The sequence below is a fragment of the Oligella urethralis DSM 7531 genome (genome assembly GCF_000372065.1).
In the GTDB taxonomy this organism is placed as follows: domain Bacteria; phylum Pseudomonadota; class Gammaproteobacteria; order Burkholderiales; family Burkholderiaceae_B; genus Oligella; species Oligella urethralis.
The window spans coordinates 16405-39059 of sequence record NZ_AQVB01000004.1; the positions used below are offsets into that span (position 1 = coordinate 16405).

Genomic DNA, 22655 nt, shown 5'->3' on the forward strand with positions numbered 1-22655 from the left:
TCATCTCATATAGAGGTGCATTAAAAAACTGACTAGTTATTTGTATTTTATATGAAATACGCATCCCATTAATATGTATCTAATATGTATCTTTATGTTAATAATCTTACGCTATGAACCTGCTGTAAACAATGTGTAATGATTTGAAAAATTGATCTAGATCAAGCTATTTGGTGTTGTTTTATGGAAATTTTTTGTGTCCAATAAATTCATAATCTATGGTGCTATGTTTTGTTTAGCAAAAAAAACGAAGAGGGTTAACAATAGCGATATGAAAGTCGATTTCAAACTGATTGGGCTTGAGTAAAGTTCAGTTTTTTAACTCAGGATGCACGATAACCATCCCTTAAATTGAACCAAGAGCGATATAGATGGACTTGTTGACGATGCGCTGATTCTCCCTAACCTTCAGCACAATGCAATCCAGGTAGACGATAGGGTAGATGGCGCCCAGCGGGCGATTCTGCCATTCGGTTAACTCATCAATCACCTTATCCGTGACATGGCTGATTAGGGTGGCGGAGACGTCCACATCGTAGCATTCCTGCAAGGTATCGGCAATCGCACGGGTCGTCATGCCCTTGGCGTACAAGGCGATAATTTGCTCATCCAAGACGCCGGTGCGTGTCTGGTTCTTCTTGATGATTTGTGGCTCAAAGGTGCCGTTACGGTCTCTAGGAATGTCCAGCTCAACCTTGGATTGATTGGTCTTAAGCGTCTTCTTGCTGTAACCGTTGCGGCTATGGCCGTCCGTTTTAGTGTTTTAGTGCTAATTGCTTGATTAACGATTGAATGATGTCGTCTTGAGTCATGTAACTTCCCATGTGAAATACTCACATGAAGGATATCGGATTAAAGGAAGTTACATAAAATTATTTACAGGCTCTAATTTGTTAATGCCAATTGAGCGATATAACCAGAACGACTTTTGCCAGCTTCTTTTGCTTTGGCATCAATCCTAGCCAGTATGCGTTTAGGCAATGTGATATTAACTCTTTCGATATGATCATCAAATAAGTCTGGATTAATCTCCACGATAGCCCATATCCAGTCTTTATAATCAGGATCATCCTTATATTTATCAATAGAACTAGCTTTCGGAACTACTTCACCATTATCCAAGGCTTCCTCAATCCACAACTCTATTGCCTCTTTGGCATTTTCAATTGCCTCATTCACACCTTCATCAGCGGCCGAAAAACACCCTGGCAAATCAGGAACCACTACGCCCCAAGCCGTGTGCTCATCACCGGGTTCAATAACAATAGGATATTTCATTCTTTAACTCCTTTTATTTCAGACCTGCCTGTTTAAGCAATTTATTAACGATGCCTTTACCCAAATCTTTTTTAGGGTGCGGAACGCTAATATGGCCAGGCAATGTTGGGTGACGGAAAACATGATGCGAGCCCCGTACATTCCTAAGCTGCCAGCCATTTGCCTCAAGGTGTTTGATAAGGTCTTTGCTATTCATGGTGTGTATTATACACATAAAATAAATTCAATACAAATAAGGTTTAGCCTTATGTGTCTTTTCTAAGCGCCGCCTTGGAACTTAAAATGGCAGCAGTTTCATCTTTTAAAAGAAGAAATATCACCCACAAAAAATTAGCAACAGTGTCAAGCGATACCCCCTCTAAATTAATACAGCTCAACTGTAGAAGTTTCCTTACCATTAATTTATAGTTAGGCGTTTTACGATGAGAAAACGCAAGAGTGAAGAACAGTTCAGAGAGGCTCTAGCGGCATAAAGTGAGCAGAAAGTGCTTGGTCATTAAAGCCTTTTCTTAAACGACTCTGCCACTAGGTAAATTTGCGTCAGTTTATTGATTTAATAAGCTTTATCCTTATAAACGTAGTATAATTCTCTTTTGCGCCAGGAGAGATTCATGCGTTTACTTCAAAAAGCGTTGACCTTTGATGATGTATTATTGGTTCCAGCGTATTCAAATGTGTTACCCCGTGACACGTCTTTAAAAACTCAACTCACTCGTAATATTAGCTTAAACATTCCCTTAGTTTCCGCGGCCATGGATACCGTGACCGAAGCTCGTCTAGCCATTGCCATGGCACAAGAGGGTGGTATCGGTATTATTCATAAAAATATGTCGGCCGATGCGCAGGCAATTGAGGTGGCTCGTGTTAAGCGTCATGAGTTTGGTATTGTGGTTAATCCATACACTCTCACGCCTGATATGACGGTGCGTGATGCGATTGCTTTACAAAAGGAACACGGTATTTCCGGCTTACCCGTGGTTGAGGGTAAAAAGGTAGTCGGCATCGTGACGAATCGCGATACTCGATTTGAGGATCGTCTAGACGCTAAAATCAGTGAGGTGATGACACCTCAGGATCGTTTAGTGACGATGCTTGAGGGCGGTACGCTTGAAGAAGCGCAAGCCTTGATGCATAAGCATCGTTTAGAGCGAGTTTTGATTGTTAACGAGGCCTTTGAATTACGCGGTCTTGCGACGGTCAAAGATATTTATAAAAGCACTGAAAATCCTAATGCTTGTAAGGATGAGCTCGGACAGCTTCGAGTTGGTGCGGCGGTTGGTGTTGGTGAGGGCACTGAGGAGCGTATCGAGAAGTTAGTCGCTGCCGGTGTGGATGTGATTATTATCGATACTGCACATGGTCATTCCCAAGGTGTTATCGAACGTGTCCGGTGGGTTAAGGAAAATTATCCGCAAGTCGAGGTTATCGGTGGTAATATCGCCACCGGCGAAGCGGCTTTAGCCTTAGTTGAAGCGGGAGCTGATGGGGTTAAGGTTGGTATCGGTCCAGGCTCGATTTGTACCACTCGTGTTATTGCCGGTGTGGGTGTGCCTCAGATTACGGCCATTTCGAATGTTGCTAAAGCACTTGAGGGTACCGGTGTGCCTTTAATTGCCGATGGCGGTATTCGCTACTCTGGTGATGTGGCTAAGGCCCTTGCGGCTGGTGCTTCAACCTGCATGATGGGTGGTATGTTTGCCGGTACTGAAGAGGCACCGGGTGAGGTAATTCTATTCCAAGGTCGTAGCTATAAGTCATACCGTGGTATGGGTAGTTTAGGGGCAATGGAAAAAGGCTCGGCTGATCGCTATTTCCAAGACCCAGCCAATAACGCTGATAAATTGGTACCAGAGGGTATTGAAGGGCGCGTACCTTATAAGGGTAGCGTGTTAGCCATTATCTACCAGTTAATCGGTGGTATTCGTGCATCCATGGGTTATTGTGGTTGCGCAACCATTGAGGATATGCACACTAAATCTCAGTTTGTCGAAATCACCGCCGCGGGTGTGCGTGAGTCACATGTGCACGATGTACAAATTGTGAAAGAAGCGCCTAACTATCGTGCTGACTAATCTTGTCCTTTTGTGGAAATAATCATGATGCATCAAAAGATTTTAATTCTTGATTTTGGCTCACCTCTCACTCAATTGATTGCGCGCCGTGTTCGTAAGGCGGGTGTGCTTAGTGAGGTTTTTCCCGCAGATGTGGATGAGAGCTTCTTGCGTGAACAAATCAATCAGCAGGGTGTCAAGGGGATTATTTTATCCGGCGCTAACCCTGACGATGTGACGACTGCGCAGGGAGTGACTCTATCGCCATTCGTATTTTTAGCAGATGTACCTGTACTCTCTATTGGTCACGGTATGCACGTGATGGCAAAGCAACTGGGCGGTGAAGTGGCTGCCGTTGAAGAGCAGCGCTTCAGTCAGGTGCGTGTTAACACGAAGGGTAATAGTCCTTTATTTGCCACCTTATCTGACGGTCGTTCGGCTGAAGGCTTAAATCAGTTAGATGTTTGGATGAGTGAAGGTACTCAGCTTACTGAGTTACCTGCCGGCTTTACGGTGATTGCAACAGCTAAAAACTGCCAAATAGCCGCTATCGCAGATGAGCTGCGTGGCTTTTATGGGTTACAGTTCCATCCGGAAGTTAGCAATACCAAGCAGGGTGAGGCTTTACTACGTCGCTTTGTGCTTGATATTTGCGAATGTGATGGTGATTGGACAATGGCCTCTTATGCCGAGGAAATGATCGATCGTATCCGTGAAGAGGTAGGTGACGAGCAGGTCCTGTTAGCCCTATCAGGCGGGGTGGATTCTTCAGTGGCGGCGGTTTTAATTCATCGCGCTATCGGTTCTCAACTGACATGCGTGTTTGTAGACCACGGGATGTTGCGCCTCTTCGAAGCGAAGCAGGTGATGGATGTGATGCGTGAGCACTTGGGCTTAAATATCATTCATATTAATGCGGTTGAGCGCTTTATGAATGAGCTCCAAGGGGTAACTGATCCAGAGCAGAAGCGTAAGATTATCGGTCGTGAGTTCGTCGAAATCTTCCAAGAAGAAGCGGCGAAAATGCCCAATGCTAAATGGCTTGCTCAAGGCACGATTTATCCTGATGTGATTGAATCGCTTGCCGGTAAGCACGGTGTTGCGGTGAAGTCTCACCATAATGTCGGCGGCTTGCCAGACACTTTAAGTATGAAGCTTTTAGAGCCACTACGTGAGTTGTTCAAAGATGAGGTTCGTGAGCTTGGTGTTGCCTTAGGTCTACCTGAGAAAATGGTTTATCGCCATCCATTCCCAGGTCCTGGTTTGGGCGTACGTATCCTAGGCGAAGTGAATCAGGATTATGCGGATATTTTACGTCGTGCTGATGCAATTTTTGTTGAGGAACTGCGGAACGCAATTGACGCTGAAACGGGTAAAAATTGGTACGATCTGACCTCGCAGGCCTTTGCCGTATTCCTACCAGTGAAATCGGTGGGGGTGAGTGAGGGTATTCGAGTGTATGACTATGTGGTGGCATTGCGTGCAATTCAAACCAATGACTTTATGAATGCACGTTGGGCACCTTTACCATATGAGTTGCTTGCATATATCTCAGACCGCATTATTAATGAGGTGCGTGGTATTAGTCGAGTGGTTTATGATATCTCAGGTAAACCACCAGCAACGATTGAATGGGAATAGTTACTCGCTCAAGTCAAACTCCTTAGTATGACTCGCAACGATTCAAAGTGCTTCACGCTTTGATCGAAGTAATTGACGGTAAATCAAAAACGGATGTGATGTTTTTGTTTTACCGTCTTTTTTATGATGTTAAGGCATACAGCAACACGTCCTCATCACTTTAATTCATGGCGACCACTTCCAACCACCAAACTAATGCCACGAGTGTGCTCAGTAGTACCGGTGGGGTGATGATAAGGCCGATTTTCATGTATTGGCCCCAGCTGATACGATAGCCTTTTTGCGCTAATATATGTAGCCACAGTAGGGTAGCTAAACTGCCAATCGGTGTGAATTTAGGTCCTAAATCATTGCCGATGATATTGGCATAAATCATTAACTCCTTGGTGCTTGCAGCGATATTTGCCTGTTCGATTGCTAAAGCGCCGACGAGGGTAGAGGGGAGGTTATTGACAATTGAGGCAAAGATGGCACTCAGAAAACCCGTGCCGATGGTGGCAATAAAGTCACCTTGGCCTGCGAGCCATTGCAAAGCCATTGCCCCATAGTTGCCTAGCCCCGCATTACTTAGCCCGTACACCACTAAATACATGGCGAGTGAGAACCACACGATTTGCCATGGCGCATATTTTAAGACCTGACCGAGGGGAATGGCCGCATCCTGGCCACGGTTCCAGCAGCGACCAGCAATGATAATTAATAATAGGGCGGCGCTACCTGTGACGAGAGAAATGGGCACATTAAGGGGGCCGGTAATAAAATAGGCAAGTAATAGCAAGGTCAAAATAGGAAAGCTCGCTTTAAAAAGCAAGGGATCGCGAATTGCTGAACTGGGTACGTCCAGCGTTGCCACATCATAGCGTTTGGGGATATCCTTTCTAAAAACAATCCACAGCACGCCTAAGGTAGCGGCTAAGGAAGCAAGATTGACTGGCACCATGACTATTGCGTATTGAGCAAAGCTGAGACCGAAGAAATTGGCGCTGACAATATTGACTAGATTGGAAATCACGAGTGGTAGGCTCGTGCTATCCGCCACAAAACCCGTGGCGATAATAAAAGCAAAGGCGGCCTTAGGGGAAAATTTCATTTGCAGCAAAATAGCGATCACAATGGGTGTGAGTAGTAGCACCGCACCGTCATTAGCGAAAAATGCAGTCACCACCGCACCAAGCAAAATTATCAATGGAAATAGTTGATGTCCACGACCATTACCCCAACGTGCTATATATAAGGCAGCCCAGGCAAAAAAGCCAGCTGCGTCTAAGATAAGGGAAATAATTATCAGTGCGACGAAGGTTAGGGTTGCATCCCACACAATTTGCCACACCACAGCCACATCAGACCATTCAACCACGCCTAGCATAAGTGCAAGTATCGCACCCCCGCCGGCACTCCAGCCGATGCTCAAGCCTTTAGGTTGCCAGATAACAAGACTCAGGGTGAGGATAAAAATCAGTAGCGCAAGCATAACAAAAGCGGTGGGTAGTAGATAAAATAAGTGCGTAGCCTTAATTAATTCAGCTTAAGGCTGGCTTCCTGTCCCGGCTGCCTGCTCGCCTTAGTCACTTCCTGTTGTAATCGTGACTTGGCCTCAGCCAATAAGCGAATGACTTTAATGTGTTGCCACAGGGCTTTAGCTTCAGGATAATGGGTTGACATCATGGCGAGCCATTGTTTATAGCGTCCGAGTAGGCGTGATTCGGTGGTCTTCGGACCATAGAGTAGCGCTCGGCCATCTAGAAAGCGTAGCTGCATCTGCACCAAATCAAACCAGCTAAATAGGTGACTGTCCGAATCTTGACGTATGCAATGTGTGATGTCGGGCGTGGTGACGGCAGCACGACCAATCATTAAATCCTTGCAACTCGATTCGGATTGACATTGCTTGGCATCGGCATTATTCCAAATTTCACCATTGGCAATTACATTAATTTTAAGTGCCTCACGGATAGGACGTACCTGGTCCCAAAAAGCAGGGGGTTTGTAGCCTTCAGCCTTAGTTCTTGCATGCACGGTAAGCCAGGCAGCGCCAGCATCCTCAATGGCATGGGCATTGTCCAAGGTAAAATTACGATCCATATAACCCAGACGCATTTTGGCGGAGACTGGCACCTCAGCTGGAACGGCCTCACGCACGGCTTTTACCAGTTGATAAATGGTTTCAGGCTCATCTAAGAGCACTGAGCCGCCACGATGTCGATTAACGGTTTTGGCGGGGCAGCCAAAATTCATATCAATGGCGGGCGCACCTAATTCGACCGCTCGATAGGCATTGGCAGCTAGCATATCTGGATTATTGCCCAAGAGCTGTACGTGTACGGGGGTGCCAGCCGCTGTTTTGCCGCCATTTGCCAATTCCGGGCAAGACAGATAAAACGTGCTTTTAGGTAATAAGCTGTCGGTGATGCGTATAAACTCTGTCACGCACCAGTCAAAAGCGCCTGTCGCACTGAGTAAATCACGCATTAATGGATCGGTTAAGCCCTCCATCGGGGCAAGAACAAGTTTCACCATTGAGGAAAAATCAAAACCCTTATGTTTGAAGCTGTTAGTATAGCTAAGTTAATAGCCAATCATTGTTTTTCAAAACAAAGCGACACAAATAGTAGGAGTAAGGATTATGCCACTACAAGCCGGTATTTATCGTCATTATAAGGGGCAGTTGTATCAGGTTTTTCGCGTAGTAAAGCACAGTGAAACAGAAGAGGACTTAGTCTATTACCAATGCTTATATGGTGACTATTCCTATTGGGTGCGACCATTGGCGATGTTTACTGAGGAAGTACGTGATACCGAGGGGCGCAGGGTACCTCGTTTTGCATTAATTAAAGCGCTCTAAGCATTGCTAGTTGTGGAACTTAAGTGCTCACAAGGCAAAACGCGGAGCCCCTCTATCCCTTAACAGTTAATTACTGAGTAGCAGGGAGTGACAAGACCTGCAGCCCGAAACAATGGTTTGACTTTAAAACAACCAGGTGTTTGGCTGATTAATGACTTTATTATCCACAAACAACACCATGCCTTTCACGATACGAATCACGTACCATACGGCGGTTAAGAAGGCAAGCAGGATACCGATAAAAATGAAGCTTAAGATAAAACTGATAAAGCTATATAAAATAAAGATCCAAAAGGTACGGATTAAGTAGGTGATGTGACTTTCATAGCGTGTGTTCTGATATTCATCACGCTTGAGGTAAGCCATCACCACACCAGCTAAGGTGACAAGACCGCCAGTTAAAATGCCGACGGCAAAGATAATATAAGTGATCAGCAAATAGTTTTTTTGCTTTTCAGTGACTTGCTTGTAATTAGTTAATTCGTGTGTAAAGTCTTGCATTGTTGATTTTCAGTAAAAAGCGCAAATGCTCTTATCCACATTTGCGCAACAAGTCTGTTTATTTTTTCATCATGTCAAAGAATTCGGCATTATTTTTGGTTTCTTTGATTTTGCCTAAAATAAACTCCATGGCCTCAACCTCATCCATATCGTGGATGAATTTACGCAGAATCCATACTTTTTGTAAGTCTTCTGGCTTCATTAATAGCTCTTCGCGACGGGTGCCGGATTTGTTTAAATTAATGGCCGGGTAAAGACGTCGCTCCGCTAAGCGGCGTTCTAGATGTACCTCGCAGTTACCGGTACCCTTAAACTCCTCATAAATCACGTCATCCATGCGACTACCGGTTTCAATCAGGGCGGTGCCGATAATGGTTAAAGAGCCACCTTCTTCGACATTACGCGCGGCACCGAAAAAGCGTTTAGGACGGTGTAGGGCATTTGCATCCATACCGCCGGTAAGTACCTTGCCGGAGGCAGGAATCACCGTGTTATAAGCACGTGCTAAGCGTGTAATGGAGTCTAAAAGAATAATCACATCCTTTTTTAGTTCGACTAGACGCTTAGCCTTTTCAATCACCATTTCTGCTACTTGTACGTGACGTGTGGCAGGCTCATCAAAGGTGGAAGCCACCACTTCACCGCGCACCGTTCTTTGCATTTCAGTGACTTCCTCTGGACGCTCATCCACTAACAAGACGATTAAGGTAGCATCAGGGTAGTTGGTGGTAATCGAATGTGCAATATGCTGCATCATCACGGTTTTACCAGATTTTGGTGGGGCTACAATGAGCGCTCGCTGGCCCTTGCCGAGTGGCGCAAAAATATCCAAAATACGGCCCGTGTTGTTTTCTTCACTGCGAATATCACGCTCTAAAATCAGTGGCTCATCAGGATGCAGGGGCGTCAAGTTTTCAAACATCATGCGATGCTTAACACGCTCCGGTGCAACACCGTTTACCTTTTCTACCTTGACCAGGGCAAAGTAACGCTCATTGTCCTTGGGCACGCGCACCTCACCCTCAACGGAGTCACCGGTGTGAAGATTAAAACGGCGAATTTGTGAGGGTGAAATATAAATATCGTCTGTATTGGCTAGGTAGGAAGTCTCTGGAGAGCGTAAAAAGCCGAAACCGTCTGGCAAAATCTCTAACACGCCATCTCCGAAGATTTGCTCACCAGCTTTAGCGCGCTTTTTCATAATTGCAAACATGAGTTCTTGCTTGCGAAAACGGTTAGCATTATCAATATCTAATTGTTGAGCCAGTTCCAGTAACTCGGTGACGTGTAAAGACTTTAGTTCGTTTAAATGCATTGTTTTGATATGTTAATGAGTTAATTCAATTGGCAGCCGAGTGAATTCGGCTGCGCGCAGTGTAATAAGGTCAAAAAATAAAGGATTAGAGGGCCTGCTCAATCAAACTGGCAAGTTGTTGCTTATTGGCAGCACCAACCTGTGTTGCCAGCTCCTGACCGGCTTTAAAGGTTTTTAAGGTAGGAATACTACGGATGCCGAAACGGGCGGCGACCTGCGGGTGCTCCTGTACGTCAACCTTGACGATGCGCACTTGCTCGGCATAATCCTGCGCTAGCTCATCTAATACCGGCGCAATTTGTCGGCAAGGACCGCACCAAGGAGCCCAGAAATCAACTAATACAGGTACTACGGATTCTAAGACATCAGCATCAAAGCTTGCGTCTGTGGCATGAATGATATTGCTCATAATTTATACTCTTTAATCTATGTTGACAGCACACGTCACGTTATGCAGCTGAGGCACTAGCGACGAAGCCGTCATGCTATATATAGCAAATCCTGTCCACCTAAAGAAGACAAGGGAGTGTCTACAAATGGGAATCTAATTTGGTCTGCGAAATGATTGAGACCATAGAATAATGCTTATTACAATCTGAAGACTCACGCGAGGTGAGAAAAGCATTTATTATTTAATGTGGTTAGAATAACATTAAAATCTGCACAATGTTGCTGAATGGGTGCAGATGCCCCACAAATTTCTCATATAGACTATAAAATGTCTTATTTTTACACTTTCAATCAATTCATCAGTTAAGCGGTATGTCCCAACAACAAAGCTACGAAGAAAGCTCGATTCAGATACTTAAAGGCTTGGAACCAGTGCGCGAGCGCCCGGGCATGTACACCCGTACAGAATCACCGTTGCATATTATCCAAGAGGTTATCGATAATGCGGCGGATGAGGCCTTGGCAGGCGTTTGCCAGCATATTACCGTCACCTTGCATCAGGATCAGAGTGTGAGCGTCGAGGATGATGGTCGCGGCATTCCCGTGGGCTGGCACAAAGAAGAAAATGCACCGGTGGTGGAAATTGTGTTTACTCGGCTCCATGCGGGCGGTAAATTCAATAAGGATAGTAATTCAGCCTATGCTTTCTCAGGTGGCTTGCATGGCGTGGGCGTATCAGTGACGAATGCGCTGTCCAAACGTTTGGAGGTGGTGGTCACCCGTGGCGGTGAGCAGCACCAATTGGTTTTTGCCGACGGCGGTCATGTGGCTGAGCCTTTAAAAGTGATTGGCAAAGCACCCGCGCGTAAATCGGGCACCTTCGTGCGTGTGTGGCCTGATGCTAAGTATTTTGATAGCCCGACGATTCCAGTGGCCGATTTGCAACGTTTATTACGTAGTAAGGCGGTGTTATTACCGGGCGTTTCGATTACCCTGGTCAATGAGAAAAATGGTCAAAGCCTTAATTGGTGCTATAGCGACGGTTTACGTGGTTATCTTGAAGAGGAATTGGCTGGGGATGAGTTATTGATCCCGATGTTTGAGGGTAAGCAGTTTGCCGCTGCGGATGATGAAAGTTTTGCCGAGGGCGAGGGTTGTGAGTGGCTTGTGGCTTGGACCATTGAGGGTGCTGTAGCGCGCGAGTCTTATGTTAATCTTATTCCTACCCTAAGCGGTGGTACCCATGAGGCGGGTCTGCGTGAGGGCTTATTTAATGCACTGAAGACCTTTATTGAGCTACACAATTTATTACCCAAGGGTGTGCGTTTATTAGCAGAGGATTTATTTGCGCGAGCGAGTTTTGTGTTATCGGTGCGCATGCTGGATCCGCAGTTTCAGGGCCAAACCAAGGAGCGTCTAAATAGTCGTGACGCCGTGCGTTTAGTTAGTAATTACGTCAAAAGTGCCTTTGAATTATGGTTGAATAGCAACGTCGACTGGGGGCGTTCACTGGCAGAAATGGTGATTCGTCAGGCGCAGGCACGTGCTCGTTCAGCCAAAAAGGTGGAAAAGCGTAAGAGCTCTGGCGTTGCGGTGCTACCCGGTAAATTAACCGATTGTGAGTCCGATGATCCAACTCGCACGGAGGTGTTTTTAGTGGAAGGGGATTCCGCTGGTGGTTCTGCTAAAATGGGTCGCGATAAAGAGTTTCAGGCGATTTTGCCATTGCGTGGTAAGGTACTAAATGCGTGGGAAGTGGATCGAGATCGCTTATTTGCGAATAAAGAGATTCATGATATTTCGGTGGCGATTGGTGTCGATCCGCATGGCCCCAAGGAATCGGTTGATTTATCGGGTTTACGTTATCGTCGTATTTGCATTTTGTCGGATGCGGATGTGGACGGTTCTCATATTCAAGTGCTGTTGTTGACCTTATTCTATCGTCATTTTCCTAAACTGGTGGAAAATGGCTTTGTTTACGTGGCGCAGCCGCCTTTATTCCGTGTTGATGCACCGGCACAAGCAAAGCGTCCAGCGCGTAAAATTTATTGTTTAGATGAACGTGAATTAGACTCAACGGTGGATAAATTAATCAATCTTGAGGGTTATAAAGAGGCAAGTCTTAGCATCAGTCGCTTTAAAGGTCTGGGTGAAATGAGTCCGGAGCAGCTTTGGGAAACCACGATGAATCCAGATACACGCCGTTTACTGCCAGTAAATTATGGCGAATTTAGCCCTGAAGACACCATGAAAATGTTTGATATGTTGATGTCTCGCGGTGAGGCGCAGCAGCGTCGCGCTTGGTTAGAGGAAAAGGGCAATCTTGCCGACCTTGATATTTAAACTGAATTAAAGTATTCAATGACAGAGCAAAACAATTTATTTGATGTGCCCGAAGAAGAGGGCGTGACGCTTGGTTTATATGCTGAAAAAGCTTATTTAGACTATGCGGTTTCAGTGGTCAAAGGGCGTGCTTTACCAGATGTGAGTGATGGTCAAAAGCCGGTACAGAGACGTATTCTGTATGCCATGAATGCGATGGGGCTTAAGAATCATGCCAAGCCGGTCAAATCTGCCCGTGTGGTTGGTGATGTACTGGGTAAGTATCACCCGCACGGTGATCAGGCAGCTTATGATGCCATGGTACGGATGGCACAAAGTTTTACCCTGCGTTATCCACTGGTTGATGGACAGGGTAATTTTGGTTCCCGTGACGGTGATGGTGCGGCCGCTATGCGTTATACCGAGGCACGGCTCACGCCAATGGCTGAGCTGCTGTTAGAGGAGTTAGGCGAGGGCACGGTCGATTTTATTCCTAACTATGATGGCAGCGAAAAGGAGCCCGTACTGTTGCCAGCACGCTTACCGATGATGCTCTTAAATGGTGCCTCTGGTATTGCGGTGGGGATGGCGACGGAGATTCCTTCGCATAATTTACGTGAAATCGCAGCTGCTTGTGTGGCCTTATTGAAAAAGCCCAACATGGTAATTGAGGAGTTACTGAGCTTTGTGCCCGGGCCTGATTTTGCAAATGGTGCGCAAATTATTACCGCTGCTGAGGAAATTGCCGAGATCTATAAAAGTGGTCGTGGTTCGATTAAAGTACGTGCCCGTTGGGAGTTTGAGGAGTTGGCTCGTGGTCAATGGCAGTTAGTGGTTACAGAGCTGCCGCCTAATACCAGCGCTCAAAAAATTCTTGAAGAGATTGAGGAGATCTCTAATCCGCGCGTGCGCACGGGTCGTAAGGCACTGACCTCGGAGCAGCAACAGGCTCGCTCTGCTATGTTGTCGTTATTAGATTCGGTGCGTGATGAATCGGGTAAGGACGCAGCGGTACGTCTTGTGTTTGAGCCTAAAACGTCCAAGGTCAGTCGTGAGGACTTTGTTAATCAGCTATTAGCTAAAACCAGTATGGAGGGTAATGCTAGCATTAACCTAGTCTGTATTGGGATTGATGGGCGGCCACGTCAACGCAATTTATTGGAAATTTTAACGGAATGGTTGCAATTCCGTACCACCACTGTAACGCGTCGAACCCAATATCGTTTGGACAAAGTCAGCGATCGTATCCATGTGTTGGAAGGTCGTATGGTGGTTTATCTTAATGTGGATGAGGTTATTGCCACCATTCGTGAGTCCGATGAACCACGACCTGCCTTGATGAATCGTTTTAATCTGAGTGAGCGTCAGGCCGAAGATATTTTAGAAATGCGCCTGCGTCAATTAGCCCGTTTGGAAGGCTTTAAAATTGAGCAGGAATTAGAGGAAAAACGCAAAGAACAAGCGGAATTACAGCATCTCTTAGCAAATCCGGCAGCCATGCGCAAAATGATGATTAAGGAAATTGAAGCGGATGCCAAGAAATACGGCGATGAACGTCGTACCATCATTCAAGAAGCCGAAAAAGCCGTTTTGGAGATTAAGGTGGCTGATGAGCCAGTGACGGTCGTTATTTCGCAAAAGGGCTGGATTCGTTCACGTCAACATCATGGACACGATCCGCAGCAATTTAATTTTAAAGCCGGTGATAAGCTCTACGATACCTTTGAAGTACGTACCGTGGATCAGCTGATTGCGCTTTCTAATGTGGGCCGAGCTTATACGGTTGAGGTAGCGGATTTGCCGTCGGCACGTGGTGACGGGCAACCGATCACCGCCATGGTAGATAGTGAGTCTAATACGAAAATTAACCATTTTATTGCAGCAGATAAGGCGCAACAGCTATTGTTGGTGCAAGAGCATGGGGTCGGTTTTATAACAACGATAGAGGATATGGTGAGTCGTCAAAAAGCGGGTAAGCAGTTTGTGACGCTTGAAACGCCACTATTAAAGCCCTTGTTCGTTAAGCCAGACGATCGCTATCTCGCCTTATTGAGTAAAAAAGGTCGTTTTTTAATCATTGCTTTGTCGGAAGTAAAAAAATTAGCAGGCGGTGGTTTAGGGACAATCTTAATCGGTCTCGACGATGATGATAAGCTAAGTCAGATCGTAGCCTTTGGTGAAAATGGCTTAGCCGTGAGCGGCACTTATCGTCGTAAAGCAAGTACAGACGTTTTAAGTTTAAATGAGCTGGAAGTATATATAGCTAAGCGTGCACGCAAGGGTCGTGCCTTAGATGTGAGGCTTAAGGATATTAGCTTAAGTCGTGCGCCTGAGGGTGGCACGAATGAAGCAAGCGAATAAGTACAGCTTGCCTAATCAGACAAAAGGAATGTCATGTCATATAAAGTGGAAGTGATGCCGAGTGGGCATCAGTTTACGGTAAAAGAAGGTCAAATTATTTTAGATGCCGCCTTAGATGCGGGTGTGATTTTACCTTATAGCTGTCGTAGCGGTTCGTGTATCAGTTGTAAGGGTAAGGTAGTGGCAGGTGATTATGACCCGGGTATTGGAACCGAGCAGATGATGTCGCCTGATGAAATGGCTGAGGGCTATACTCTGTTTTGTCAGACGACGGCACAATCCGATTTAGTGATAGAAAGTCTAGAGGTGCGCTTAGAAACCGATATCATTACTCGTAAAATGCCCGCGCGTGTGCTTAAAATGGACAGGCTCAATGATGATGTGATGTTGGTACAGTTGCAAATGCCTTCAACTGAGCCTTTTCGTTATTATGCCGGTCAGTATTTAGATTTTATCTTTAAAGATAATGTGCGCCGTTCCTATTCGATTGCGGTGGCACCCGAAGAGGGTAAAGTGCTGGAGCTGCATATACGTCATATGCCAGGTGGTATGTTTACGGATCGTCTGTTTGGGGTGGGCGAGCGACCGATTAAAGAGCGTGAGATTCTGCGGATTGAGGGACCTTTGGGCACCTTCTTTTTGCGTGAGAACTCGGATAAGCCAATGATTTTTGTGGCTAGTGGTACCGGTTTTTCTCCAATCAAGGCGCTCATGGAGGATATTATCGCCAAAGACATCCAACGACCTATTACCTTTTATTGGGGTGGTCGTCGACCTAAGGACTTGTATATGAATGCTTTGGTCGAGCAATGGGCTGCGGATTTGCCGTTTTTTAATTATATTCCGGTGGTATCGGATGCCTTGCCAGAGGATCAGTGGCAGGGTCGTACTGGTTTTGTACATCAAGCCGTCTTAGATGATGTTGAGGATTTATCTGGCTATCAGGTGTATGCCTGTGGGGCGCCGATTGTGGTTGAAAGCGCACGTAAAAGCTTCATCAATGAAAAGGGACTACCTGAAACGGAGTTCTTTGCCGATGCCTTTACTTCGGCTAAAGACGGGGCTTAAGGCCTCTCTATGTCAGGATAGTTGTCACCCTCTAAATTTAAATCAAGAGAGCGGTAAGGATACTATTTATGAGTCGTTATTCACTAGAGCGTAAGAACGCAGTGATTAATAAATTTCATAGTGACAACACATTGAGTCTTAGCGAACTAGCTAGGCAAGAAAGCATTCCTACCTCAACCCTTTAAAATTGGCTGAAACAAGTCAATTTAGTAGGTAATGCCATGTCAAAAAAACGCAATTCGGATAACTGGTCTGCTGAGACCAAACTGGCGACTGTGATAGAAACCGCCTCGCTTTCGGAGATTGAGTTGAGTGCTTATTGCCGAGAAAAAGGTCTTTACCCTGAGCAACTTAAGCGATGGAAGTCGGAGTGTCTACAGTCGTTTGACCAAAGCAAAGCGCAAGCTCAAGCGCTTCGTAAAGAGCTTCAAGCCACACGTCAAGAAAACAAGACATTGCAACGTGAGATTAGACGTAAGGAGAAGGCGTTAGCGGAGGCAGCAGCATTGTTGATGTTGCGAAAAAAGCTCAATGCGCTTTGGGAGGAAAACGAGGACGAATGACCTCACTCTCAGAGCGCCAACATGTGGTCAGCTTGATTCAAGCCGCTCACCGCCAAGGAGCACGTCTAGCCAGGGCGTGCGAGGAAGCCGGTCTTGCGCTGCGTAGTTATCGTCGTTGGGTAAAGGATGGCGTTGTTCAAGCCGATAAACGCCCGACAGCCGTTCGGCCTAAGCCAGCAAACAGTTTGAGTCAGGAGGAACGAGAGCTGATTCTGACGGTCTGCAATCGTGCAGAATACGCCAACTTGCCACCCTGTCAAATCGTGGCTGATCTACTTGACAAAGGTGCTTATATCGCTTCTGAAGCAACCTTTTACCGCACGCTTCGGTAAGCAAACCAGCTGCATCACCGAGGTCGCAGCCGTGCGCCTAAACCGAGCCATCAACCGACAACGCATCATGCGACCGGTCCACGTCAAGTGTGGTGTTGGGATATCACATACTGCCCGTCACGTGTACGGGGTCAATTTTATTATCTTTACCTCGTTGAAGACATCTATCGCCGTAAAATCGTGGGCTATGAGGTGCATGAAACAGAAGACTCAGCGCTTGCGGCAGCACTCTTACAGCGTTGTGTCTTGAGCGAGGGCTGCCTGCATCAGCCCTTGGTGTTGCACTCTGATAATGGTGCACCAATGAAGGCTCAAACCTTACGCATTCAGCTAGAGGAACTGAGCATAAAGGCTTCCTACAGTCGCCCACGCGTCAGTAATGACAATCCCTTCGTAGAGTCACTCTTTAGGGTCATGAAATACTGTCCTCAATGGCCATCATCAGGCTTTGCTTCCTTAGATGACACCAGAGCGTGGGTCTTACGCTTTGTGCAATGGTACAACACTGTGCATCGTCACAGTCAGCTTAATTACGTGACACCACAGCAACGCCATGAGGGCAAAGACCGTGAAATACTAGCAAAGCGGCACAAAGTGCTAGCGAATGCCAAAAGAGATAATCCAATGCGCTGGGGTTCACGTGCAGTAAGAAACTGCACCCCTTTAGGTGTCGTCACGTTAAATCCGGAGAATGATATTAAAGTAAAAAAAGCAGCTTAAAATTTATGTATGAGTGACAACTATCTTGACAAATACCGAGGCTAAAAGAGACTGCTGTACTGTTTAACAAGTGATAGGGGCGTGAGACTAATCCGCCCCTTTTTGATTGTCTTGTGAGTACCGCTAGCCCAGTGGAACAAGCACTTCCTAAAATCAGTATTAATCATTCTTTATTAGGACAAAAATGTCCTAAGGCAACGCAGCGCTCCCATCTTCTTGCACACTGTTAGTAACTGCTTTTGAAGGAGATGATGTGGCGCTTGCTGTTTTGAATAGTTGCGCACCCATTGGGATGACTTCCACCTTGGTGCGTACAGAGGTTCATATAGGCCCCGGCCTACCTAGTTTTTTAGTCGTCGGTCAGGTGAGTACTGGGGTTAAAGAAAGTCGAGATCGCGTGCGTACCGCCATTCTTAGCTCTGGTTTTGAGTTTCCGCTCGGTCGTATTACAGTTAATTTATCACCCGCCGATTTACCTAAAGACTCTGGCCGCTTTGATTTAGCGATTGCGTTGGGGGTTTTAATGGCTACTGGACAATTACGCCTTTCGCGTGAGCAGCATCAGCGTCTGCCACATTTATACTTTGTCGGTGAATTGTCATTAACGGGCGCTTTGACTGCTATCCAATCACCATTAATTTTGGCTTTGTCCATCTATAAAAGTGATCCTGAAGCGGTCTTGATTATGCCTAAAAGCGATGCGGCGATGGCGTCCTTGGTCGAGGGCTTAAGCGTGATAGGTGCAGATAGTCTGGGCGAGGTGGTGGCGTACTTGGCAGGGAAGCGAGAGCTGACACCATACACTGCCGATAGACTTGATGCGGTGGTGGGCGTTGCGAGTGATGCTGCTGCTATGATGCTAGAACCAGGGCTATGTTTATCTGATGTGCGCGGTCAAGCGCAGGCGTGTTATTTGTTGGAACTAGCAGCAAGTGGTGGGCATAGTCTTTTATTTAGTGGACCTTCTGGTGTGGGTAAGACGATGTTGGCACAGCGCTTACCAACGATTTTGCCAGATTTAACTAATCTACAGCGGCTAGAGCGTATCGCCATTCAAAGTGTGTCAGCGAATGGCATTGTGGATAGGGGCTATAGACCATCATTTAGGGCACCGCATCACTCCATTTCCGATCCAGCCCTGTTAGGGGGTGGTGTGCATGCCTATCCAGGCGAGTTGAGTTTAGCGCATCACGGGGTGTTATTTTTAGATGAGTTGGCCGAGTTTAAGCGTAGTACTTTAGAGGCCTTGCGAGTGCCGCTGGAATCGGGTGAGATCAGTGTTGCACGAGCACATTATCAGCAGCGTTATCCGGCGAAGTTTCAATTCGTTGCAGCGACTAATCCTTGTGCTTGCGGTTATTTAGACCACCCGGAGATTGATTGTACTTGTACGCATCGTGCGATTAATCAGTATCAAGCGCGTGTTTCTGGCCCTTTATTGGAGCGCATTGATATTCACTATAAATTACCGCTGCTCAGTGGCAGTTACTTAGAAGCTGAGCCGGCCGAGACTTCAGTGCTGGTGCGGGAACGAGTCAGTTTGTGTAGAGCACATCAATTACAACGTCAAGGCGTACTTAATGTGGATTTAAATACACTGCAGCTGACTGAGTTTTGTCGCTTACGGCCTAAGGATCAGAGCTATTTAGAAATTACAGCGCAGCAAAAGGCGTGGTCGGCCCGTATTGTGCAGTCGGTACTTAAGCTTGCACGTAGCGCCGCTGATATGCGAGGCGCAGAGCTAATTGAAAGGGAGGATGTAGCGCTAGCGATTGCTTGCAGACAGCCTTTTTCAAAAAAGGAAGAGGCGAGGCTCTATTGGTATGAAGCGAGAAAAGGCACGGCTATCCATCATTGATTTAGGTGCTAGAATAGCATTTTAAATGTTAATTTATACTGTGTAGGACTCCATCATGCGCCCATTAGACGGTATTAAAGTGTTAGAGTTGGGGCAGTTAATTGCCGGACCTTTTACCACCAAAATTCTTGCCGAATTTGGTGCTGAAGTGATCAAAATCGAGCCGCCATTGAGCGGTGATCCGCTGAGAAAGTGGCGTTTATTACATGAGGGTACCTCCGTTTGGTGGGCCTCTCAATCGCGTAATAAGAAATCCGTCACGGTGAATTTACGCTCCCCAGAGGGGCAGGCAATTATTCGACGACTAGTTAAAGAGGTTGATATTCTCGTGGAGAACTTCCGCCCCGGTGCCCTAGAAAGTTGGGGCTTGGATGAAGACACGCTAAAAAGTATTAATCCAGCCCTAATTATGGTTCGGATTTCCGGTTATGGACAGACAGGGCCTTATCGGGATAGACCCGGCTTCGGTGTGGTAGGCGAAGCGATGGCGGGGTTTAGGCATCTAAGTGGGGAGCCGGGTAGACCGCCGGTACGTGTGGGTATTTCGATTGGCGATTCTTTAGCTGCCTTGCATGCGGTGATTGGTGCCTTGATGGCCTTACGTCATCGTGAGGTACAACAGGGCGGTGGTCAGGTGGTTGATGTGGCCTTATATGAATCTGTGTTCAATATGATGGAGAGTCTGGTCGCCGAATACGCACATTTTGGTGAGGTACGACAGCCTGCTGGTAGTAGTTTGCCAGGCATTACACCAAGCAATGCCTATTTATGTGCCGATGGCAAATACGCCTTAATCGCCGGCAATGGTGATAGTATTTTTAAGCGTTTGATGTTGTTGATAGGACGACCGGACATGGCAGAGGATCCGGCTTTTGCGCATAATGACGGTCGTGTTGCTGAAGCGGAATACATTGATGGCGTTATCGCTCAATGGGCGGCTCAGCATAGTTTGGATGAGGTCTTGCAGGCATTGCATGAGCACAGAGTGCCGGCGGGTAGAGTATATGATGTGGCAGATATTTTTAAGGATCCGCATTATCAAGCGCGTGAGATGCTCATTCAAGGAGAGTTAGAGGATGGTACAGCGGTGACCTTACCGGGTATCCTACCCAAACTGAGTAAAACTCCCGGCGGCGTCGAGCGTAAGGCGCCTACATTAGGGCAGGACACGAATGAGGTTTTGCTTAGCTTGGGTTTTGATCAAGCAACACTTCATCAGCTTCGAGAGCAGGGTGTGATCTAGCAAGGGTGTTGTGCTTCAATACGATGGTTGCCTAATACAGCTTGCTAGGCACAGTGTCTGGCGTTACAGCTAGACCCTAAGCTACTCCAATTGGATCCGGTTTTTATCAATAATTTGTTTATAGCGTTGACTATCCTTTGCGATCAGCTGAGCCATTGCCGCAGCGCTACTGGCTTTGGGGATAAAGCCGGCTTGCGTGAATTTTTGCTGCACTTGATCGTCTTTTAGAATAGCAGCAATTTCCTCCGTCATTCTTTCGATAATGGCATCAGGGGTGTGCTTAGGACTGATCAGAGCGACCCATGAGGAAAGATCAAAGTGTTGATAACCAAGCTCTGTCATCAAGGGGATGCTAGGCTCATCAGGCCATTTGCTCTTAGCCGACAGCGCTAGCACCTTTAGCCGACCCGCTTTTACATAAGGCATTGGCACTAAAATCGGGTCAAATACCATATCGACTCTACCGGCTAATAAATCGCTAATAATCGGTGCGCTGCCACGATAGGGAATATGTGTCATCTCGAGTTGATTAATATTGGCAAAATGCAAGGCAATCATATGGGCACTGGAGCCGGTGCCACTTGAGGCAAAGTTTAAATGATGCTTTTTGCCATAATCAACAAGCTCAGCCACATTATCGACTGGCAGCGCCTTAGAAACAAATAAAAACATAGGCAGCTCGGCCAGTTGCGTTACTGGCGCAAAGGACTCCTCATTGTAGGGGAGTTGATACAAATGAGGGTTGACCGCATGCGCAGCAATCACCGTGGCAAAATGATAGCCATCTGCCGGCGAGCGAGCTAATTGCGCTGTACCGATGGTGGCGTTGGCGCCCGGACGATTATCAATGATAATGCGTTGACCAAGTCGTTTGGAGAGCTCATTCATCACTATACGAGTGACCGTATCGGTTGCACCGCCAGGTGTATAGGGTACAATCACGGTAATTGGTTTTTGATGAGGCCAGTTAGTATCAGTTGCAATGCTTTGCTTGATGCTTGCACTATGCTCACTCGCATAAGCGCCACCTAGCATCAGGCTTAAGAGGCAAACACAAGATGTGCGTAAAAGCTGTTTGATCATGTATTATCACCGGACAGTCAAAAGCATCATGATAAATTTCAATTGCTAAGGTCTCAAGGCATAAAAACCACAATATTTATGCAAATTCAACGAAGATAGGCGAAATTAAGCCATTGCCTGATTAATGCTTATAAGATATGGCAAGTTTGCTAGACAGCTCAGTTGCTTGATGATATGATATTAGGCTTGTTGAATTATCTATTTATCGCAATTTCTTTGCGGATTTTTGGTATTCACAACACGCTTCATCGAGTTTGGGCTCGTTTGCGCCAGTCCTAACTGCATAGTCTTAAGAGATTTCAGTTATTCCTAGCCTAGTCATAAGGTAGTGATACTTTATGTGAGCCCTTATTTTATGGAGCTTATAACTCGTTATTATTAGGTCAAAAAAGTGCTGCACCTCATTGTAGCCACCTAGTTTTAGCAATCAATTTAGAGTGTTATTATGCCTAAAATTAAAACCAAAAAAAGTGCTTCTAAGCGCTTTCGCGTACGTCCGGGTGGTACCGTTAAGCGTGGTTTTGCCTTTAAAAGCCATATCTTAACTAAGAAAACCACAAAAAATAAACGTCAATTACGTGGCACTACTGAGGTTCATCAGTCTGATGTACCTTCAATCAAAGCCATGATGCCTTACGCATAATTAGGAGAAGAAGATGCCTCGTGTAAAAGGTGGTGTGACTGCCCGTGCTCGTCATAAAAAAGTATTAGCTGAAGCTAAAGGTTTCCGCGGTCGTCGCGGTAATGTTTTCCGTGTTGCTAAGCAAGCGGTAATGAAAGCGGGTCAATACGCTTATCGTGACCGTCGCAACAAAAAACGCACTTTCCGTTCACTTTGGATTGCTCGTATTAACGCAGCGGTTCGTGAGCACGGTGTGACCTATAGCGCCTTTATCGCTGGTTTACGTAAAGCCTCCATCGACTTAGACCGTAAGGTATTAGCCGATATGGCGGTAAATGACAAAGCTGGCTTTAAAGTAGTGGTTGAACAGGCTAAAGCAGCCCTTGCCGCTTAAGTTAGACTGTTAAGCACGTAGATACAGTGTAGCAATTCTGTATTCATATCAAGGCGGGGTTCTATTTTAGG

At 46.3% G+C, this 22655-nt stretch carries 18 protein-coding genes and 2 pseudogenes; 11 read left to right on the plus strand and 9 right to left on the minus strand.

Going from position 1 to position 22655, the window contains the following annotated elements; translation table 11 throughout:
• Positions 1-355: 355 nt before the first annotated feature.
• From A3GA_RS11240 to A3GA_RS0103420, 3 genes and pseudogenes are all read right to left on the minus strand, one after another.
• Positions 356-757, minus strand: a pseudogene (locus A3GA_RS11240) (IS256 family transposase); the annotation flags it as partial.
• A gap of 128 nt (positions 758-885) precedes the next feature.
• Positions 886-1278 (minus strand): type II toxin-antitoxin system HicB family antitoxin, encoded by a 393-nt coding sequence (locus tag A3GA_RS0103415; protein ID WP_018025986.1) that lies wholly within the window; start codon positions 1276-1278, stop codon positions 886-888.
• 13 nt (positions 1279-1291) lie between these two features.
• The gene (locus A3GA_RS0103420; RefSeq protein WP_026156779.1) at positions 1292-1474 is read right to left on the minus strand and encodes a type II toxin-antitoxin system HicA family toxin; all 183 of its coding nucleotides are present in this window, start codon (positions 1472-1474) and stop codon (positions 1292-1294) included.
• A gap of 415 nt (positions 1475-1889) precedes the next feature.
• Here A3GA_RS0103420 and guaB point away from each other — a divergent pair, with 415 nt between their 5' ends.
• Together guaB and guaA are read left to right on the plus strand one after the other, a co-directional pair.
• A complete protein-coding gene (gene guaB / locus A3GA_RS0103425; protein WP_018025988.1) occupies positions 1890-3350 on the plus strand; it encodes an IMP dehydrogenase in 1461 nt (486 codons plus the stop codon).
• A 27-nt stretch (positions 3351-3377) separates the two neighbouring features.
• Positions 3378-4970 (plus strand): glutamine-hydrolyzing GMP synthase, encoded by a 1593-nt coding sequence (gene guaA / locus A3GA_RS0103430; protein ID WP_026156780.1) that lies wholly within the window; start codon positions 3378-3380, stop codon positions 4968-4970.
• Between the two features lie 160 nt (positions 4971-5130).
• Here the strand turns inward: guaA and A3GA_RS0103435 are convergent, their stop codons facing one another.
• Both A3GA_RS0103435 and A3GA_RS11245 read right to left on the minus strand, forming a co-directional pair.
• Positions 5131-6441 (minus strand): arsenic transporter, encoded by a 1311-nt coding sequence (locus A3GA_RS0103435; RefSeq protein ID WP_018025990.1) that lies wholly within the window; start codon positions 6439-6441, stop codon positions 5131-5133.
• Between the two features lie 44 nt (positions 6442-6485).
• Positions 6486-7487 carry a tRNA dihydrouridine synthase gene (locus A3GA_RS11245; RefSeq protein WP_018025991.1) on the minus strand — a complete coding sequence of 334 codons (1002 nt, stop codon included), beginning with the start codon at positions 7485-7487 and terminating at the stop codon, positions 6486-6488.
• Between the two features lie 106 nt (positions 7488-7593).
• Here A3GA_RS11245 and A3GA_RS0103445 point away from each other — a divergent pair, with 106 nt between their 5' ends.
• Complete coding sequence (locus A3GA_RS0103445; RefSeq protein WP_018025992.1) at positions 7594-7812, plus strand: DUF1653 domain-containing protein; 219 nt, start codon at positions 7594-7596, stop codon at positions 7810-7812.
• A gap of 123 nt (positions 7813-7935) precedes the next feature.
• Here A3GA_RS0103445 and A3GA_RS0103450 read toward each other — a convergent pair whose 3' ends face one another.
• The 3 genes from A3GA_RS0103450 to trxA all read right to left on the minus strand — a co-directional run bounded on the left by A3GA_RS0103450 (position 7936) and on the right by trxA (position 10037).
• Complete coding sequence (locus A3GA_RS0103450) at positions 7936-8313, minus strand: DUF4870 family protein (RefSeq protein ID WP_018025993.1); 378 nt, start codon at positions 8311-8313, stop codon at positions 7936-7938.
• Positions 8314-8371: 58 nt separating this feature from the next.
• Positions 8372-9628: a transcription termination factor Rho gene (rho, locus tag A3GA_RS0103455; RefSeq protein WP_018025994.1), complete on the minus strand. Its 1257-nt coding sequence runs from the start codon at positions 9626-9628 to the stop codon at positions 8372-8374.
• Between the two features lie 85 nt (positions 9629-9713).
• Positions 9714-10037: a thioredoxin gene (gene trxA / locus A3GA_RS0103460; RefSeq protein ID WP_018025995.1), complete on the minus strand. Its 324-nt coding sequence runs from the start codon at positions 10035-10037 to the stop codon at positions 9714-9716.
• A gap of 353 nt (positions 10038-10390) precedes the next feature.
• On the opposite strand from trxA, the gene parE reads away from it, so the two are divergent.
• From parE to A3GA_RS0103495, 6 genes and pseudogenes are all read left to right on the plus strand, one after another.
• Positions 10391-12361, plus strand: a complete 1971-nt coding sequence (gene parE / locus A3GA_RS0103465; protein ID WP_018025996.1) for a DNA topoisomerase IV subunit B — start codon at positions 10391-10393, stop codon at positions 12359-12361.
• 18 nt (positions 12362-12379) lie between these two features.
• Complete coding sequence (gene parC, locus A3GA_RS0103470; protein WP_018025997.1) at positions 12380-14701, plus strand: DNA topoisomerase IV subunit A; 2322 nt, start codon at positions 12380-12382, stop codon at positions 14699-14701.
• A gap of 33 nt (positions 14702-14734) precedes the next feature.
• Positions 14735-15769: a CDP-6-deoxy-delta-3,4-glucoseen reductase gene (locus tag A3GA_RS0103475; protein ID WP_018025998.1), complete on the plus strand. Its 1035-nt coding sequence runs from the start codon at positions 14735-14737 to the stop codon at positions 15767-15769.
• 68 nt (positions 15770-15837) lie between these two features.
• Positions 15838-17384 (plus strand): annotated as a pseudogene (locus A3GA_RS11255) (IS3 family transposase).
• A 253-nt stretch (positions 17385-17637) separates the two neighbouring features.
• Entirely contained in the window at positions 17638-19242 is a 1605-nt protein-coding gene (locus tag A3GA_RS0103490) for a YifB family Mg chelatase-like AAA ATPase (RefSeq protein WP_018026002.1), read from the plus strand.
• Between the two features lie 52 nt (positions 19243-19294).
• On the plus strand, positions 19295-20485 hold the full coding sequence (locus A3GA_RS0103495) for a CaiB/BaiF CoA transferase family protein (protein WP_026156781.1): 1191 nt from the start codon (positions 19295-19297) through the stop codon (positions 20483-20485).
• An 81-nt stretch (positions 20486-20566) separates the two neighbouring features.
• On the opposite strand, the gene A3GA_RS0103500 is transcribed toward A3GA_RS0103495, so the two are convergent.
• Positions 20567-21568: a Bug family tripartite tricarboxylate transporter substrate binding protein gene (locus A3GA_RS0103500; protein ID WP_102705933.1), complete on the minus strand. Its 1002-nt coding sequence runs from the start codon at positions 21566-21568 to the stop codon at positions 20567-20569.
• Between the two features lie 445 nt (positions 21569-22013).
• On the opposite strand from A3GA_RS0103500, the gene rpmI reads away from it, so the two are divergent.
• Together rpmI and rplT are read left to right on the plus strand one after the other, a co-directional pair.
• Positions 22014-22211: a 50S ribosomal protein L35 gene (gene rpmI / locus A3GA_RS0103505; RefSeq protein ID WP_018026005.1), complete on the plus strand. Its 198-nt coding sequence runs from the start codon at positions 22014-22016 to the stop codon at positions 22209-22211.
• A gap of 13 nt (positions 22212-22224) precedes the next feature.
• The gene (gene rplT, locus A3GA_RS0103510; RefSeq protein WP_018026006.1) at positions 22225-22584 is read left to right on the plus strand and encodes a 50S ribosomal protein L20; all 360 of its coding nucleotides are present in this window, start codon (positions 22225-22227) and stop codon (positions 22582-22584) included.
• The last annotated feature ends 71 nt before the right edge of the window (positions 22585-22655 follow it).

Coding starts and splice junctions, on each gene's coding strand:
- A3GA_RS0103415 (WP_018025986.1), bottom strand. CDS start 1,278: ATGAAATATCCTATTGTTATTGAACCCGGTGATGAGCACACGGCTTGG.
- A3GA_RS0103420 (WP_026156779.1), bottom strand. CDS start 1,474: ATGAATAGCAAAGACCTTATCAAACACCTTGAGGCAAATGGCTGGCAG.
- guaB (WP_018025988.1), top strand. CDS start 1,890: ATGCGTTTACTTCAAAAAGCGTTGACCTTTGATGATGTATTATTGGTT.
- guaA (WP_026156780.1), top strand. CDS start 3,378: ATGCATCAAAAGATTTTAATTCTTGATTTTGGCTCACCTCTCACTCAA.
- A3GA_RS0103435 (WP_018025990.1), bottom strand. CDS start 6,441: ATGCTTGCGCTACTGATTTTTATCCTCACCCTGAGTCTTGTTATCTGG.
- A3GA_RS11245 (WP_018025991.1), bottom strand. CDS start 7,487: ATGGTGAAACTTGTTCTTGCCCCGATGGAGGGCTTAACCGATCCATTA.
- A3GA_RS0103445 (WP_018025992.1), top strand. CDS start 7,594: ATGCCACTACAAGCCGGTATTTATCGTCATTATAAGGGGCAGTTGTAT.
- A3GA_RS0103450 (WP_018025993.1), bottom strand. CDS start 8,313: ATGCAAGACTTTACACACGAATTAACTAATTACAAGCAAGTCACTGAA.
- rho (WP_018025994.1), bottom strand. CDS start 9,628: ATGCATTTAAACGAACTAAAGTCTTTACACGTCACCGAGTTACTGGAA.
- trxA (WP_018025995.1), bottom strand. CDS start 10,037: ATGAGCAATATCATTCATGCCACAGACGCAAGCTTTGATGCTGATGTC.
- parE (WP_018025996.1), top strand. CDS start 10,391: ATGTCCCAACAACAAAGCTACGAAGAAAGCTCGATTCAGATACTTAAA.
- parC (WP_018025997.1), top strand. CDS start 12,380: ATGACAGAGCAAAACAATTTATTTGATGTGCCCGAAGAAGAGGGCGTG.
- A3GA_RS0103475 (WP_018025998.1), top strand. CDS start 14,735: ATGTCATATAAAGTGGAAGTGATGCCGAGTGGGCATCAGTTTACGGTA.
- A3GA_RS0103500 (WP_102705933.1), bottom strand. CDS start 21,568: ATGATCAAACAGCTTTTACGCACATCTTGTGTTTGCCTCTTAAGCCTG.
- rpmI (WP_018026005.1), top strand. CDS start 22,014: ATGCCTAAAATTAAAACCAAAAAAAGTGCTTCTAAGCGCTTTCGCGTA.
- rplT (WP_018026006.1), top strand. CDS start 22,225: ATGCCTCGTGTAAAAGGTGGTGTGACTGCCCGTGCTCGTCATAAAAAA.